Source organism: Streptomyces sp. NPDC060031 (genome assembly GCF_042736805.1).
In the GTDB taxonomy this organism is placed as follows: Bacteria; Actinomycetota; Actinomycetes; order Streptomycetales; family Streptomycetaceae; genus Streptomyces.
On sequence record NZ_JBHWVM010000090.1, the window covers coordinates 19,193 to 32,869 of the forward strand.

The 13,677-nt window shown below is 70.0% G+C and carries 15 protein-coding genes; 4 read left to right on the forward strand and 11 right to left on the reverse strand.

Annotation, left to right across the window (positions count from 1 at the left end):
• Nucleotides 1-127 precede the first annotated feature (127 nt).
• Nucleotides 128-1,687 (forward strand): ABC transporter substrate-binding protein, encoded by a 1,560-nt coding sequence (locus tag ACFWB8_RS30120; protein ID WP_385234060.1) that lies wholly within the window; start codon nucleotides 128-130, stop codon nucleotides 1,685-1,687.
• A 4-nt stretch (nucleotides 1,688-1,691) separates the two neighbouring features.
• Here ACFWB8_RS30120 and ACFWB8_RS30125 read toward each other — a convergent pair whose 3' ends face one another.
• From ACFWB8_RS30125 to ACFWB8_RS30150, 6 genes are all read right to left on the reverse strand, one after another.
• On the reverse strand, nucleotides 1,692-2,420 hold the full coding sequence (locus ACFWB8_RS30125; protein WP_385234025.1) for a TetR family transcriptional regulator: 729 nt from the start codon (nucleotides 2,418-2,420) through the stop codon (nucleotides 1,692-1,694).
• A gap of 11 nt (nucleotides 2,421-2,431) precedes the next feature.
• The gene (locus ACFWB8_RS30130; RefSeq protein WP_385234028.1) at nucleotides 2,432-2,860 is read right to left on the reverse strand and encodes a thiol-disulfide oxidoreductase DCC family protein; all 429 of its coding nucleotides are present in this window, start codon (nucleotides 2,858-2,860) and stop codon (nucleotides 2,432-2,434) included.
• A gap of 3 nt (nucleotides 2,861-2,863) precedes the next feature.
• The gene (locus tag ACFWB8_RS30135) at nucleotides 2,864-3,268 is read right to left on the reverse strand and encodes a hypothetical protein (protein ID WP_385234030.1); all 405 of its coding nucleotides are present in this window, start codon (nucleotides 3,266-3,268) and stop codon (nucleotides 2,864-2,866) included.
• Nucleotides 3,269-3,376: 108 nt separating this feature from the next.
• Nucleotides 3,377-4,033, reverse strand: coding sequence for a Uma2 family endonuclease (locus ACFWB8_RS30140; protein WP_385234033.1), 657 nt, complete (start codon nucleotides 4,031-4,033; stop codon nucleotides 3,377-3,379).
• A 76-nt stretch (nucleotides 4,034-4,109) separates the two neighbouring features.
• The gene (locus ACFWB8_RS30145; RefSeq protein ID WP_385234036.1) at nucleotides 4,110-4,874 is read right to left on the reverse strand and encodes an alpha/beta fold hydrolase; all 765 of its coding nucleotides are present in this window, start codon (nucleotides 4,872-4,874) and stop codon (nucleotides 4,110-4,112) included.
• Nucleotides 4,875-4,913: 39 nt separating this feature from the next.
• The gene (locus ACFWB8_RS30150) at nucleotides 4,914-5,462 is read right to left on the reverse strand and encodes a hypothetical protein (protein WP_385234039.1); all 549 of its coding nucleotides are present in this window, start codon (nucleotides 5,460-5,462) and stop codon (nucleotides 4,914-4,916) included.
• A gap of 93 nt (nucleotides 5,463-5,555) precedes the next feature.
• Here ACFWB8_RS30150 and ACFWB8_RS30155 point away from each other — a divergent pair, with 93 nt between their 5' ends.
• The gene (locus tag ACFWB8_RS30155) at nucleotides 5,556-5,918 is read left to right on the forward strand and encodes a hypothetical protein (RefSeq protein ID WP_385234042.1); all 363 of its coding nucleotides are present in this window, start codon (nucleotides 5,556-5,558) and stop codon (nucleotides 5,916-5,918) included.
• Between the two features lies 1 nt (nucleotide 5,919).
• Nucleotides 5,920-8,103, forward strand: a complete 2,184-nt coding sequence (locus ACFWB8_RS30160; RefSeq protein WP_385234063.1) for a DUF4132 domain-containing protein — start codon at nucleotides 5,920-5,922, stop codon at nucleotides 8,101-8,103.
• A 69-nt stretch (nucleotides 8,104-8,172) separates the two neighbouring features.
• Here ACFWB8_RS30160 and ACFWB8_RS30165 read toward each other — a convergent pair whose 3' ends face one another.
• From ACFWB8_RS30165 to ACFWB8_RS30185, 5 genes are all read right to left on the reverse strand, one after another.
• On the reverse strand, nucleotides 8,173-8,940 hold the full coding sequence (locus ACFWB8_RS30165; protein WP_214946746.1) for a succinate dehydrogenase iron-sulfur subunit: 768 nt from the start codon (nucleotides 8,938-8,940) through the stop codon (nucleotides 8,173-8,175).
• Nucleotides 8,940-10,694 (reverse strand): succinate dehydrogenase flavoprotein subunit, encoded by a 1,755-nt coding sequence (sdhA, locus tag ACFWB8_RS30170; RefSeq protein ID WP_385234045.1) that lies wholly within the window; start codon nucleotides 10,692-10,694, stop codon nucleotides 8,940-8,942. Before sdhA ends, ACFWB8_RS30165 begins: the two co-directional genes overlap by 1 nt.
• Before the next feature lie 23 nt (nucleotides 10,695-10,717).
• On the reverse strand, nucleotides 10,718-11,200 hold the full coding sequence (locus ACFWB8_RS30175; protein WP_385234048.1) for a succinate dehydrogenase hydrophobic membrane anchor subunit: 483 nt from the start codon (nucleotides 11,198-11,200) through the stop codon (nucleotides 10,718-10,720).
• A 5-nt stretch (nucleotides 11,201-11,205) separates the two neighbouring features.
• Nucleotides 11,206-11,586, reverse strand: a complete 381-nt coding sequence (gene sdhC, locus ACFWB8_RS30180; protein ID WP_385234051.1) for a succinate dehydrogenase, cytochrome b556 subunit — start codon at nucleotides 11,584-11,586, stop codon at nucleotides 11,206-11,208.
• 152 nt (nucleotides 11,587-11,738) lie between these two features.
• Nucleotides 11,739-12,344 carry a 2-oxo-4-hydroxy-4-carboxy-5-ureidoimidazoline decarboxylase gene (locus ACFWB8_RS30185; RefSeq protein WP_385234054.1) on the reverse strand — a complete coding sequence of 202 codons (606 nt, stop codon included), beginning with the start codon at nucleotides 12,342-12,344 and terminating at the stop codon, nucleotides 11,739-11,741.
• Nucleotides 12,345-12,758: 414 nt separating this feature from the next.
• On the opposite strand from ACFWB8_RS30185, the gene ACFWB8_RS30190 reads away from it, so the two are divergent.
• Nucleotides 12,759-13,502 carry an RNA polymerase sigma factor gene (locus tag ACFWB8_RS30190; RefSeq protein ID WP_385234066.1) on the forward strand — a complete coding sequence of 248 codons (744 nt, stop codon included), beginning with the start codon at nucleotides 12,759-12,761 and terminating at the stop codon, nucleotides 13,500-13,502.
• The last annotated feature ends 175 nt before the right edge of the window (nucleotides 13,503-13,677 follow it).

Consider the following 13,677-nt stretch of genomic DNA (forward strand, 5'->3'; position numbering starts at 1 on the left):
CCGCAACCGGCAGCGACACCCCGAGAATCGGCCTTCCCGAGGCTGATTTTCCGTGATTGGCTGTCCGGTAATCGGAGGTCGGGTCGCGCATTGCGGTGTGCGACGACGTGGGGTGGGGTCAAGGATGTTGCGGTCTGTCCGCTCGAAAGTGATCGCGGCCGGGCTGGTCCTCGCCGTGACCGGCGCCGGCGCCTGGCAGTTGCTGCCCGAGGAGGGCCGGGGGAGCGGCACGGCCATCCGCGTCGGGACGAGCGACGTGGTCTCCTCCCTCGACCCCGCCGGGGCCTACGACGCCGGCTCCTGGGCCCTGTTCAGCAACGTCTACCAGTCACTGCTGACCATGCGGCCCGGCTCGGACACCCCCGTCCCCGACGCCGCGTCCGCCTGCAAGTTCATCGGGCAGAAGCTGACCACGTACCAGTGCGAGCTGCGCCCGGACGTGAAGTTCTCCTCCGGGCGTTCGATCACCGCCGAGGACGTCAAGCACTCCTTCGACCGCATCAAGGCGATCAACTCCGACCAGGGCCCGGCGCCGCTGTTCAACACGCTGGAGTCGGTCAAGGCCGAGGGCCGCGTCGTGACCTTCAACCTCTCCGCGCGCGACGCCACCTTCCCCTTCAAGATCGCGACGGGCGCCGCCTCGATCGTGGACAAGGAGAAGTACCCGGCCGGCGCCCTGCGCGAGGGCGTCAAGATCGACGGCTCGGGCCCCTTCACCCTCGCCTCGTACACGGCCGGCGCGAGCGCCGAGCTCAAGCCGAACGACGCGTACAAGGGTCAGGGCAAGCCGGCCAAGGGGGCCGTGACCGTCAAGTACTTCAAGGACTCCGCCCAGCTCGACGCGGCCTGGCAGGGCCACGGGATCGAGGTCGCCCACCGCGACATGCCGCCCGCCGTGCTCGCCGGCCTCAACCCGGGCCTGAAGGACACCCGCTACCAGGCGTCCGGCGGCACCGAGACCCGCAGCATGGTCTTCAACGTCCGCCCCGGCTCCCCCGCGGCGCAGCCCGCCGTGCGCCAGGCCGTCGCCGCCGTCCTGGACCGCTCCGCGCTGGCCGGCCAGATCTACAAGGGGACGGTCACCCCGCTGTACTCCCTGGTCCCGGCGGGCATCGCCGCGCACAGCACGCCGTTCTTCGACGCGTACCCGGCGCCCAACGGCGCCACCGCCAAGAAGCTCCTCAAGGACGCCGGGATCGCCGCCCCGGTCCACATCGGCCTCGGGGTCAACGTGCGCGGGGCGAACGTCGCCGAGGCCGAGGAGATCAAGAGGCAGCTGGAGTCCACCGGGCTCTTCCGGCTGACGATCAAGCCCGTGGAGAAGTGGGGCGACTTCCAGAAGGGTTACGCGGCGGGCGAGTTCGACGCCTACACCATCGGGTGGATCGCCGACTTCCCGGACGCGGACAACTTCGTCGCCCCGCTCGTCGGCGCCGACTCCTCCATGAACAACGGCTTCTCCGACAAGACCGTCGACGACCTGATCACCCGCACCCAGTCCTTCTCGGACCGCGCCGAGGCGGCCACCGACTTCCGCGAGCTGCAGAAGCTGGTCGCCCAGCAGGTCCCGGTGCTGCCCATCTGGCAGAAGAAGGACTACGTGATGTCCCGCGAGGCCGTCGGCGGCGCCCAGTACCTCTCCGACGGCACGGGCGTCTGGCGTCTGTGGGAGCTCGACTGGCTGTAGGGCGTCAGGCCCGGTCGGGGTCGGGGTCCGAGGCGCGCTTCCTGGAGACCGCCGTCTGGGCCATGCCGGGCAGGAAGTCCGCGAAGAGCTCGTGGACCTCGCGCACCAGCGGGCGCAGCACGCGGAAGCGGGCCAGGACGATGCCCCGCGTCGTGAGCTGCGCGCCGCGCTCGGCGAGGCGGCGGGTCTTCTCGCTGTTCGGTGAGCGGTCGAAGACCCAGTAGAGGACCAGGCCCATCTGCGAGAGCCACATCAGCTCCGGCAGTACGTCGGCCAGCTCGTCGGGAACCTTGGTCTTCGCCCCGGCCAGCACCTCGCGGTGCATGTCGATCGCCTGCTTGCGCGCGGTCTCCGACTCCGGGGAGAAGGGGCTGAGCGGGCTCTCCGGATCCGCCGCGTTCTTGAAGAACTGCGAGGCGAACTCGTGGTAGGGCGCGGCGATGTCCAGCCAGCTCGTCAGTACGCCCGCGAGCCGTTTCTGCAGGTCGGTCTCACTGGCCAGGATGGGCTGGACCGCCGCCAGGTGGGCGGCGCCGATCCGGTCGTAGAAGCCCTGGACCAGGTGCTCCTTCGACTCGAAGTAGTAGTAGGCGTTGCCGACCGATACCCCGGCCTCCTTGGCGATGCCGCGCATCGTCGTCTTGTCGAAACCGCGCTCCTGGAAGAGCCGGAGCGCGGTTTCCAGGATGAGCGTGCGGGTCTGCTCGCTCTTGGGAGCCTTCTGATCAGTCACGGTGCACGAGCCTATCGGGGCGCCGGACACTGCTCGTCACAGGCCGGTTCATCGTCGCCTGCGACGCCGCTCCCGTCCCGTACGGCCTCCCGCCACTTGGCCGCCGTGAACATGGCCGCCCTGGCGAACGGCCGCCCGGCCGGGGTGGCGAGCCAGTTCGCCCTCGGCCGGTGCTCGGCCAGTGCCCACAGGCACACGATGAAGGCGTCGGTCCCGGTCCACACCTGCCCTGCGTCCCCGATGACGGTGATCTCCCGCAGCGTCGACGCGTGGTCGAGCCGCGGGAACCGCCGCTGCGCCTCGAAGGACGCGGCGGGCACCAGCCGGAGCGGCACCAGCCAGGCCTGCGCGAGCAGCCAGTGCCGGATGTGGACGCAGAGCGGGCAGTTCGCGTCGTACAGGACCGTCAGGTGCCGGGTGACCGGCGCGCCCGGGGCCATCGGTCAGGCCCCGGCCGGAGCGGTCCACCCCTGCGGGGCGACCGGCGGGGTCTGCTGGCGCTCCATGATCCCGCGGCGCCGCATCTTGCTCAGCACCCAGACGTTGCCCAGGTGCATGAAGCCGAGGACCAGCAGGACGACGCCGAGCTTGACCGACAGTGCCTCGAAGAGGCCGCGGGCGGTGCCGATCTCGTCGCTCGAGCGCAGGTACAGGGTCACGAAGCCGATGTTCACGAGGTAGAAGCCGACGACGAGGAGCTGGTTGACGGCGTCCGCGAGCTTCTCGTTGCCCTGGAGGACGTCGGCGATGAAGATGCGGCCGTTGTGGCTGAGCGTGCGGGCGACCCAGACGGTGAGCCCGATGCTGATGAGCAGGTAGATGACGTACGCGACCACGGTGAGGTCCATTGCCCTCAGCCCCCTTGAACGTGTTCAACTCGTTGGCAGGGCTGACTGTAGACCTGTTTTTGAACAAGTTCAAGCAAGGGGCTCGGGTCGTGGCCGGCGAGCCGGGACCTAGGCTTCCGGCTCCTGCTCGGCGGCCTTCGGCTGCTTCTTGCGCGGCTGCCCGGCCTTCAGGAGTTGGTCCACGTCGAGGGTGACCTTCGCGCCCAGCGTGTCGGGCAGGGTCGCCAGTTCACCTGCGGCGTGGATGCGATGGCCTTCGTACTCGCCCTCGACGGGGTCGGTCAGCACGTGCACCCGCTGGTGCTTCCGGTTGACGATGACGTAGACGGGGATCCGGGCCTGGGCGTAGGCGATGGCCTTGGACCGCAGATCGTTGTTGTAGTTCGACGAGGTCACCTCCAGGACCAGGCGGAACACCACCGGGTCGTAGCAGTTGAACTCGATCAAGTGGTCGTCGATGTCGGCGTCGACCACGGCCAGGTCCGGGACCGCGTAGTCCTCGGGACCGTCGGGCAGCCAGACGCCGACGCCCTGGAGCACGTCGGTTTCCCCGTCGTCCAGTCCCGCGGCGATGAAAGGAGCCATGACCCTCGTCAAGGTCCGTGCGTGCGGGGCGTCCGGCGCTGGTGTCACGGTGAGGATGCCTCCGATGATCTCGACGCGGTAGCCGGGGAGCTGCTCCATGAGCTTGTCCGCCTCTTCGAGGAGGGTCAGCGGCTCTTCGTCGTTGCCGCGCTCAGGGTGCTCGACGGGCGCTGTGGACATTCCGGGCCTCCCGTGGGGCTGGGTCGAGGACATCATCGTAGGACGGTGGTGCGCGCTCGTCCCGCAGGCGATTCCTTCACCGGATCGTGTGCAGGAACTCCAGCAGCAGCTCCGTGATCGCCCGCGGGCGCTCCAGCGAGGGGAGGTGGCCCGCCCACGGCAGTTCCACGTGGGTGGCGCCGGGTACGAGGGACGGCAGTCCGGCCGCGATCAGGCGGAAGTCGGGGACGTCGTGCGCGCCGCCGGCACTCAGGGCCGGGGCCGTGACCGCGGCCAGGTCGAGCTCCGGCTCCGGAAGCTCGTGGGATCCGGCGTCGGCCGCCGAGCCCTCGAAGTTGCGCAGCTGCATGGCCCGTACGAAGGCCCGGGTCTCCTCGTCGGCCTCCGGGCCCAGCCAGTGGCGGGCGTTGAGCGCGGCGGCGCCCGCCAGGTCCCCGGCGTCGAGGAGGGCGTCCTCGGCGGCCCCGAACTCGCGCAGCCCGGGGCTCGGACGGTGCCCGGGGCGCCCGGGGCACAGCAGCGCCAGCGCGTCCACCCGCGTCGGCTCCAGCGCGGCCACCGTCAGCGCGACCCGGCCGCCGTAGGAGGACGACCCGACGAGCACGGCCCGGCGGATCCCGAGGTGGTCCAGCAGGTCGAGTACGTCCCCGTGGTCGCTGTACGGGGCCTCGGCGGCGGGGGAGTCGCCACAGGTCCGCAGGTCCGGCCGGACCACCCGGTATCCGGCCGCGGCCAGGGGCGCCCACTGGGGGTCCCACATCCGCCGGTCGCAGACGGAGGAGTGCAGCAGTACGACGGCCGGGCCGTCCTGGGGCCCGGCCACATCATGAGAAATGATCATTGGGCGATCGTCCCGGACCGCGGTCCGGCACGCCACCGGTCACATGCTCAGCGAGCGGGCGTAGTTGAGCTGGTTCATGACCCACGTGTACGTGTTCGGGTCCGTGGCCGGGATCATCGTGGAGTGGTGGCGGCCGCCGCTGTTCACCGTGATCTGGATGTAGCCCGTGGTCTTCTTCTCCTTCATCAGGAGGAACAGCAGGCCGAGCAGGCAGAACAGGAAGAAGATGATGGCGAGCACGATCGCGTGCGCCGGGATCTTCTCCTCCGTGCGCGAGAGGTCGGTGGCGTTCCACATCGCGCCCCTGAGCGGCATCGAGCCCGACGGGGTCATGATCTGGTCCCCCACGACGGTGATGTCACCGAGGGAGAAGCCGGAGCCGCCGTGCGACTGGGCCGGCGGGGCCGCGGGGGCCGGGAGGCCCGCTCCGGCGATCGTCGGCTGGTAGGCCGGGGGCTGCGGATAGCCGTAACCGGGCTGGCCCGGCTGCGGGTAGCCGTAAGCGGGCTGGCCCGGGCCCCACTGGTAGTCGCCCTGACCGCCCTGGCTGGGGTCGCTCGCGTACGGATTCGGCTGCTGCTCGCTCATATGGGGGATCCTTCCACAGCGGGTGCGTGTGCTGTAGCCCGGCCTCGGGGCCGAACTGCCCGATTGTCAGTGGCCGCTCCTAGTCTCTGGCACATGGGAAGCGTGATGTTCGTCGATGAGACGACCGGTGGGGGCCGCACTGACGGCTGGGAGATGGAAATCGCCGAAGAGCGGCTCGTGCTGCGCGAGTTGATCCGGCGGCGGATATTCCAGGAGGTGGCGGAGTCCGCGGCGCGGGGTTCCGTCGCCGGGAAGCACCGCCTGGTGCGCCCGGCCGCCCCGGGCGGCCGGGTGGATCCCGAGGTGCAGACGGCCCTGGCGCTCAAGGCCTTCGAACGCAACGGCTTCCTCGTTCTCGTGGGGGACCGTCAGATCACCGGGCTGGACGAGGAGATGGACCTCCCGTTCGGCACCGAGGTCACCTTCCTCAAGCTCGTCGCACTGGTGGGTGGCTGACATGGCGGCCGACCTCGACGAAGCGACCCGGCGCGCCTTCGAGCAGTTGGGGCGGACCTATCACACCTACGGCGACGGCTGGTCCACGCGCGTACAGGGCGAGCTGGCCGCCGGGCGCGCCGTACCGCCCGCCGCCGTGGCCACCCTGCGGCGCAGTGCGCTGATCTCGTATTCCATCTCCGAACTGCACGCCGCTGTCGGCCAGTTGAGCGACCCCGTCCTCAATGTCGGCGAGCTGTGGGCCGAGGAGGCCATGGCCGACGGGCGCTGGACCGCGCTGCTCGCCCACGCCGCCACCGCCACCGCCGCGCGGCCCAGCGCCCGGTGGGAGAAGACCGCCCGCGCGCTCATCGCGGACACCGGAGCGGGACCCGACGCCCTGCGCGAGGCCGTCACCGGCTGGCTCGGCCTCGTGGACCGGCCGCGCACCCTCCCGCTGACGGACACCTGGTACGAGAACCAGCTCGACCCCTACAACGCCAACGCCCTGCGCGGACTGGCCTGGCTGCTTCCGCTGCTTCCCGCGCACCCGGGCATACCGCGCGCACTCGGCAGGCTCGTGGAGACCTGCCTGCGCAAGGTCCCGGGGCTGGGCCCGCGCAACCCCAAGGTCGCCAACGCCGGAGTCATCTCCCTGTCCCGGACCGAGGGCGAGGCGGCGCTCGCCGAGCTGGCCCGGCTGGCGAGCCGCGTGACGTTCAAGGGCACCCTCAAGATCATCGATGCGGCCCTGGAGGAGCGCGCCCGTGCGCTCGGGCTGGGCCGGGAGGAGATCGAGGAGCTCGCCGTGCCCGCGTACGGCCTCACGGAGGTCGGGCGCGCCGAGTTCCCCCTCGGGGAGGCCACCGCCCTGCTGGAGGTGCGCGGGCCGAAGGCGGTGCTGTCCTGGCGCAATGCCGCGGGCAAGGCGGTCAAGAGCGTCCCCGCCGCCGTCCGCCAGGACCACGCCGAGGAGCTGAAGGAGCTCAAGGCCGCCGTCAAGGACCTCGACAAGATGCTCTCGGCCCAGGCGGAGCGCCTCGACCGGCAGTTCCTCGCCCGCCGCACCTGGACCTACGGGGTCTGGCGCGCGCGGTACCTGGACCACCCACTGGTCGCCACCCTCGCCCGCCGCCTCGTCTGGACGGTCGCCGGCACCCCGGCGGTGTACGACGGCACCGACATCCGCGGCATCGCGGGCGACCCCCTGTGCCCCGCCGCCGACGCCGAGGTCGGGCTGTGGCACCCCATCGGCCGGGAGCCCGACGAGGTCGCCGCCGTGCGCGACCGGCTCGAAGGGCTCGGCATCACCCAGCCGTTCAAGCAGGCCCACCGCGAGGTGTACCCGCTCACCGACGCCGAGCGGAACACCGGCAGGTACTCCAACCGCTTCGCCGGCCACATCTTGCGCCAGCACCAGTTCCACGCCCTTGCCGCCGCCCGCGGCTGGCGCAACAAGCTGCGCCTCGCCGTGGACGACTCCGTCCCGCCCGCCGTCCGCGAGCTTCCGCAGTGGGGGCTGCGCGCCGAGTACTGGATCGAGGGGGAGGACAGCGGGGACTACTACGGCGACACCACCGGATCCGGCAGCTATCTGCGGCTGAGCACCGACCAGGTGCGCTTCTACCCGATCGACGCCCCGCAGAATTGGGCGCACTGCGGCGGAGGCGGGTACACCATGTACCTGCGCGACGGCCGGGACCCGGTCGAGCCGCTGCCGCTCACGGAGATACCCGAGCTGGTGCTCAGCGAGGTGCTGCGCGACGTGGACCTGTTCGTCGGGGTCGCCAGCGTGGGCAACGACCCCACCTGGTCCGACGGCGGCCCCGAGGGCCGGTTCCGCGAGTACTGGACCTCCTACGGCTTCGGCGAGCTGAGCCAGGGCGCCGAGACCCGCCGGGCGCTCCTGGAGCGGCTGGTGCCGAGGCTGGCGATCGCCGGCCGCTGCACCCTGGAGGGCCGGTTCCTGCACGTCGAGGGCGAGCTGCGGACGTACAGGATCCACCTGGGGTCGGGCAACATCCTGATGGAGCCGAACGACCAGTACCTGTGCATCGTGCCCAAGGCCGGCGACTCCCCGGACGCGGGCTACCTGCCGTACGAGGGCGACCGGACCCTGGCGGTGATCCTCAGCAAGGCGATGCTGCTCGCCAAGGACACGGAGATCACCGACCCGACGATCACCAGCCAGATCCGCGGGCGCTGATGCGCCGAGGGCCCCGCCCCCGGAACGGATCCGGGGGCGGGGCCCTCAGGCACAGCTGCGACGACGGAATCAGAAGCGGCGCGTGATCAGCGCACGCTTGACTTCCTGGATCGCCTTCGTGACCTCGATGCCACGCGGGCACGCGTCGGTGCAGTTGAAGGTCGTGCGGCAGCGCCACACGCCGTCCTTGTCGTTCAGGATCTCCAGCCGCTGCTCGCCGGCCTCGTCACGCGAGTCGAAGATGAAGCGGTGCGCGTTGACGATCGCCGCCGGGCCGAAGTACTGGCCGTCGTTCCAGAACACCGGGCACGAGGACGTGCACGCGGCGCACAGGATGCACTTGGTGGTGTCGTCGAAGCGCTCGCGGTCCTCGGCGGACTGCAGGCGTTCGCGCGTCGGCTCGTTGCCCTTGGTGACCAGGAACGGCATGACGTCCCGGTACGCCTGGAAGAAGGGCTCCATGTCGACGACGAGGTCCTTCATCACCGTCAGGCCCTTGATGGCCTCGACCGTGATCGGCTTCTCCGGGTTGATGTCCTTGATCAGCGTCTTGCAGGCGAGCCTGTTCTTGCCGTTGATCCGCATCGCGTCGGAGCCGCAGATGCCGTGCGCGCACGAGCGGCGGAAGGTCAGCGTGCCGTCGAGGTCCCACTTGATCTTGTGGAGACCGTCGAGCACGCGCTCCTTCGGGTCGATCTCGATCTGGAAGTCCTGCCACTGCGACTCGTCCGAGATCTCGGGGTTGAAGCGGCGGATCCGGAAGGTGACCGTGATGAACGGCGAGGCCGCGGCCGCCGCCTCCATCTCGTCCGTCTTGGACAGGGTGGGGGTAGCCATCAGTACTTACGCTCCATCGGCTGGTAGCGGGTCGTGACGACCGGCTTGTAGTCGAGCCGGACCGAGTCCGAGCCGTCGGCTCCGACCTCGCGGTACGCCATGGTGTGGCGCATGAAGTTGACGTCGTCGCGGTTCGGGTAGTCCTCGCGGTAGTGACCGCCGCGGGACTCCTTGCGCGCCAGCGCGGACACGGCCATGACCTCGGCCAGGTCGAGCAGGTTGCCCAGCTCGATGGCCTCCAGCAGGTCCGTGTTGAAGCGCTTGCCCTTGTCCTGGATGGAGACGTTCTTGTACCGCTCGCGCAGCTCCGCGATCTTCTCGACCGCGGTCTTGATCGTCTGCTCGGTACGGAACACCATCACGCAGGCGTCCATCGTCTCCTGGAGCTCCAGGCGCAGGTCCGCGACCCGCTCGTTGCCCGTAGAGGCGCGCAGCTGCTCGACGAGGTCGCTCACCTGCTGGGCCGGGTTCTCCGGCAGCTCGACGTAGTCGTTGGCGTGCGCGTACTCGGCCGCGGCGATGCCGGACCGCTTGCCGAAGACGTTGATGTCGAGCAGCGAGTTGGTGCCGAGGCGGTTGGCGCCGTGCACCGACACGCACGCGACCTCGCCGGCCGCGTACAGGCCCGGGACGACCGTGGTGTTGTCGCTGAGGACCTCACCCTGGACGTTCGTCGGGATGCCGCCCATGGCGTAGTGCGCGGTGGGCTGGATCGGGATCGGGTCCGTGTACGGCTCGATGCCCAGGTACGTGCGCGCGAACTCGGTGATGTCCGGGAGCTTCGCGTCGAGCTGCTCCGGCGGGAGGTGCGTCAGGTCCAGGTACACGTGGTCACCGGCCGGACCGCAGCCGCGGCCCTCACGGATCTCGGTGTAGATGGAGCGCGAGACGACGTCACGGGACGCGAGGTCCTTCATGACCGGCGCGTACTTCTCCATGAAGCGCTCGCCGTCCTTGTTGCGGAGGATGCCGCCCTCACCGCGGGCGCCCTCCGTCAGCAGGATGCCCATGCGCCAGATGCCCGTCGGGTGGAACTGGAAGAACTCCATGTCCTCCAGCGGCAGGCCGCGGCGGTAGCAGGCCGCCTGGCCGTCACCCGTGAGGGTGTGCGCGTTGGAGGTCACCTTGAAGAACTTGCCCGTGCCGCCGGAGGCGTAGATGACGGACTTGGCCTGGAACACGTGGATCTCGCCGGTGGCGAGCTCGTACGCGACCACACCGGCCGACTTCTTGACGCCGTCCTCCTCGACCAGAAGCTGGTCCAGGACGTAGAACTCGTTGAAGAACTCCACGCCCTCCTTGACGCAGTTCTGGTAGAGCGTCTGGAGGATCATGTGACCGGTGCGGTCCGCGGCGTAGCAGGACCGGCGGACCGGCGCCTCGCCGTGGTTGCGCGAGTGGCCGCCGAAGCGGCGCTGGTCGATGGTGCCGTCCGGGGTGCGGTTGAACGGCAGGCCCATCTTCTCCAGGTCGAGGACCGCGTCGATGGCCTCCTTCGCCAGGATCTCGGCGGCGTCCTGGTCGACCAGGTAGTCACCGCCCTTGACCGTGTCGAAGGTGTGCCACTCCCAGTTGTCCTCTTCCACGTTGGCGAGCGCGGCGGCCATGCCGCCCTGCGCGGCGCCCGTGTGGGAGCGGGTGGGGTAGAGCTTGGTCAGCACGGCGGTGCGGCTGCGCTTCGTCGACTCGATGGCGGCGCGCATGCCCGCGCCGCCCGCGCCGACGATGACGGTGTCGTACTTGTGGATCTTCATTGGTTTCGCCTCAGCCCCGTTGCCTAGCGGATGTTCGGGTCGAAGGTGAAGATCACCAGCGTGCCCAGAAGGATGGTGAACACCGTGGCGGTGTAGAGCAGGCCCTTCAGCCACAACCGGGTGCCCGGGCGCTCCGCGTAGTCGTTGACGACGGTGCGGAGGCCGTTGGCGCCGTGGAGCATGGCCAGCCACAGCATCAGCAGGTCCCAGACCTGCCAGAACGGGGACGCCCAGCGGCCGGCCACGAAGGCGAAGCCGATCTTGGAGACGCCGCCGTCCAACACCAGCTGGATCAGCAGGTGGGTGATGACCAGGACGACCAGCACGATGCCCGAGAGGCGCATGAAGAGCCACGCGACCATCTCGAAGTTGCCGCGGGTCGTGCGCGGGGTCTTGCCGGTCCGCTTGCGCGGGGCCTCGATGTACGGCGCCGGGTTGTCGGTGTCGTAGAGGGAAACGCCCTCCACGTCACCGATGGCCTGAGCGGAAGAAGTGTCAGAAGACATGCGTGTCACTTCCCGAACAGTTCAAGGTAGGCGTGGTGCAGGACGGGGTATACGGCCCCGGCCATCAGCACGATCCAGATGCTCACGACGGTCCAGAGCATCTGCTTCTGGTAGCGCGGGCCCTTGGACCAGAAGTCCACGGCGATGACACGCAGGCCGTTGAGCGCGTGGAAGAGGATTGCGGCGACGAGGCCGTACTCCAGCAGCGCGACGATCGGCGTCTTGTAGGTAGCCACCACGTCGTCGTACGCCTCGGGGGAGACGCGGACGAGAGCGGTGTCGAGGACGTGTACGAACAGGAAGAAGAAGATGAGGACGCCGGTGACTCGATGAGCCACCCAGGACCACATTCCTTCCCGGCCGCGGTACAACGTTCCAGCCGGCACGGAAAACCCTCCGGAAGCGGGGCGGGGGCCAGCCGGCTTCTTTGTCGGTCGGGCCCGGCCGGGTACGGTCCTCCGGCCCCGGACATCGTAGCGACGCTTTGTCGGTTCCTTCGCGCGGGGGCCATCGGTGTGATCAAACAGGCTCGGACGGACTATCCCACAGGGGCGAATAGCCCGAATTCAGCCGCAGACACCCCATCCGCCGACGTCAGCCAGTGTGTCAGGTCGGCGAGCCGGGCCTGCGCGACGCGGCGCAGCTCGTCCGCGGAGATCGAACGCTCCTCGTCCACTTCGTGACCCATCCGACGCCGGATCGCGGCCAGGAGTTGATCGGCCTGCTCCTCGGGGGTGTGTCCGTCCAGGCAGATGACGAAGGCGTGGCCGAACTTGCGCTCGTACTCCGCCTGGGCGGCGTCGAGGGCGAGGAGGGCGGCGTACGAGGCCCCGTGCTCCAGCTCCGCCGAGGTCTCGCCGGCCAGCGCCTCCGAGAGGTCGGCCTGGGAAAGGTCGTACGAGGCCTCGTCGGCGGCGGCGAGCAGAGTGTCGTGATCGGGGTAGGGGCGGTGTGCGGCGACGCGCTGGGCCCAGCGGGTGCTGCCGCAGCAGTGCAGCAGGATGGAGCGGGCGGATTCGGGGGACAGGTCGTTGAACCGCGCCAGCCCCGATCCGTGAGGAGGGGCGGAGCTTCCGCGGGCCTGTGCCTGAAGGTGGCTGGACAGCGGGGGGCTCCTCGGGGCGCGGCGCGGGTGTATCGCCACGCTATCGACGCGGGGCGGGGTGTGTCGTACGCATCCTGGGTTTTCACCCGGAAGTGAGCCGAAAGGATGACAAGGCCGCGTGGAGAAGCACTTGAGGGCGGGCCCGGGGCAGCGCCTGGGACAGGGCCCGGGGCAGCGCCTGGGACAGGGCCCGGGGATGAGTCCGGCGAAGAGTCCGGAGAAGGGGAGGGCGACCGAGGCCGCCACCCCCCACAGGAGAGGCCCCGGCCGCCATCCGACACGGACTCGTGCGACAAGCCCGTACCCCTGTCAGCGCCCGGAGTGCGTTTTGTGTCACACCCCGCTCCGCGCAGGATTGGTTGCTGGTTGTACAACGCGTGGACGAGAGGTGCTTGAAAGCCGTAACGTGCTGATTTGCGCCACACGTACAGGACAGTGAACGGGTTGGGGACTTTGCTGGGGGACGACGCGGAGCTGACCACCGCGGTGCTCGCGGCACAAGACGGCGACGAGAACGCGTTCCGTTATGTGTACCGCGCCGTGCACCCACGCCTGCTCGGGTACGTCCGCACGCTCGTCGGAGACGGCGACGCGGAGGACGTCACCTCGGAGGCCTGGCTGCAGATCGCCCGCGACCTCGACTCCTTCACCGGCGACGCCGACCGCTTCCGCGGCTGGGCCGCCCGCATCGCGCGCAACCGCGCCCTCGACCACATACGCATGCGCGGCCGCCGCCCCGCCGTCGGCGGCGACGAGACCGAGCTGACGGGCCGGGCCGCCGACTGCGACACCGCGGGAGAGGCGATGGAGGCCCTGTCCACCGGCCGGGCCATGGCCCTGATCGCACAGCTCCCCCAGGACCAGGCGGAAGCCGTCGTCCTGCGCGTCGTCGTCGGCCTGGACGCCAAGACCGCCGCCGAAACGCTGGGCAAGCGGCCCGGCGCGGTACGCACCGCCGCGCACCGGGGCCTGAAGAAACTGGCCGAGATGATAGGGGCCGACGGCGGGTTCGAGCCGGGCTGGGAGGCGGACTCCGGATACGGATCCGCGGTCGGCGATAATGCCGGTGGCCAGCCACGGCACGGCGCGGGCGGGATCGATCTCGACGCCGTGCCGGCGCAGCGCGGCCGAGGCGGGGGTCTCGTGGAACAAACCGGTGTGACGCATTCACGTTGGCGGACGCAGAAGGACATGTGATGGCCGACGAGCGCAACAGGTGGCTGGACAGAGCCGCGGCGGAACGACTGCTGCGCGGAGAACCGGCCGGACCTGGTGCCGATCACCCTGCCCGCGCACGGGCCGAACGCCTGCGCGCCACCCTCGACGAACTCTCCGGGCCGGCGCCGCACGCCGGCGCCGAGCTGCCCGGGGA

What these genes read in the sequence shown, in the direction of transcription:
- sdhA (WP_385234045.1), bottom strand. Translation starts at nt 10,694, where the DNA reads ATGAAGATCCACAAGTACGACACCGTCATCGTCGGCGCGGGCGGCGCG.
- ACFWB8_RS30155 (WP_385234042.1), top strand. Translation starts at nt 5,556, where the DNA reads ATGGGAAGCGTGATGTTCGTCGATGAGACGACCGGTGGGGGCCGCACT.
- ACFWB8_RS30160 (WP_385234063.1), top strand. Translation starts at nt 5,920, where the DNA reads ATGGCGGCCGACCTCGACGAAGCGACCCGGCGCGCCTTCGAGCAGTTG.
- ACFWB8_RS30140 (WP_385234033.1), bottom strand. Translation starts at nt 4,033, where the DNA reads ATGTCCACAGCGCCCGTCGAGCACCCTGAGCGCGGCAACGACGAAGAG.
- ACFWB8_RS30150 (WP_385234039.1), bottom strand. Translation starts at nt 5,462, where the DNA reads ATGAGCGAGCAGCAGCCGAATCCGTACGCGAGCGACCCCAGCCAGGGC.
- ACFWB8_RS30135 (WP_385234030.1), bottom strand. Translation starts at nt 3,268, where the DNA reads ATGGACCTCACCGTGGTCGCGTACGTCATCTACCTGCTCATCAGCATC.
- ACFWB8_RS30165 (WP_214946746.1), bottom strand. Translation starts at nt 8,940, where the DNA reads ATGGCTACCCCCACCCTGTCCAAGACGGACGAGATGGAGGCGGCGGCC.
- ACFWB8_RS30175 (WP_385234048.1), bottom strand. Translation starts at nt 11,200, where the DNA reads ATGTCTTCTGACACTTCTTCCGCTCAGGCCATCGGTGACGTGGAGGGC.
- ACFWB8_RS30130 (WP_385234028.1), bottom strand. Translation starts at nt 2,860, where the DNA reads ATGGCCCCGGGCGCGCCGGTCACCCGGCACCTGACGGTCCTGTACGAC.
- ACFWB8_RS30145 (WP_385234036.1), bottom strand. Translation starts at nt 4,874, where the DNA reads ATGATCATTTCTCATGATGTGGCCGGGCCCCAGGACGGCCCGGCCGTC.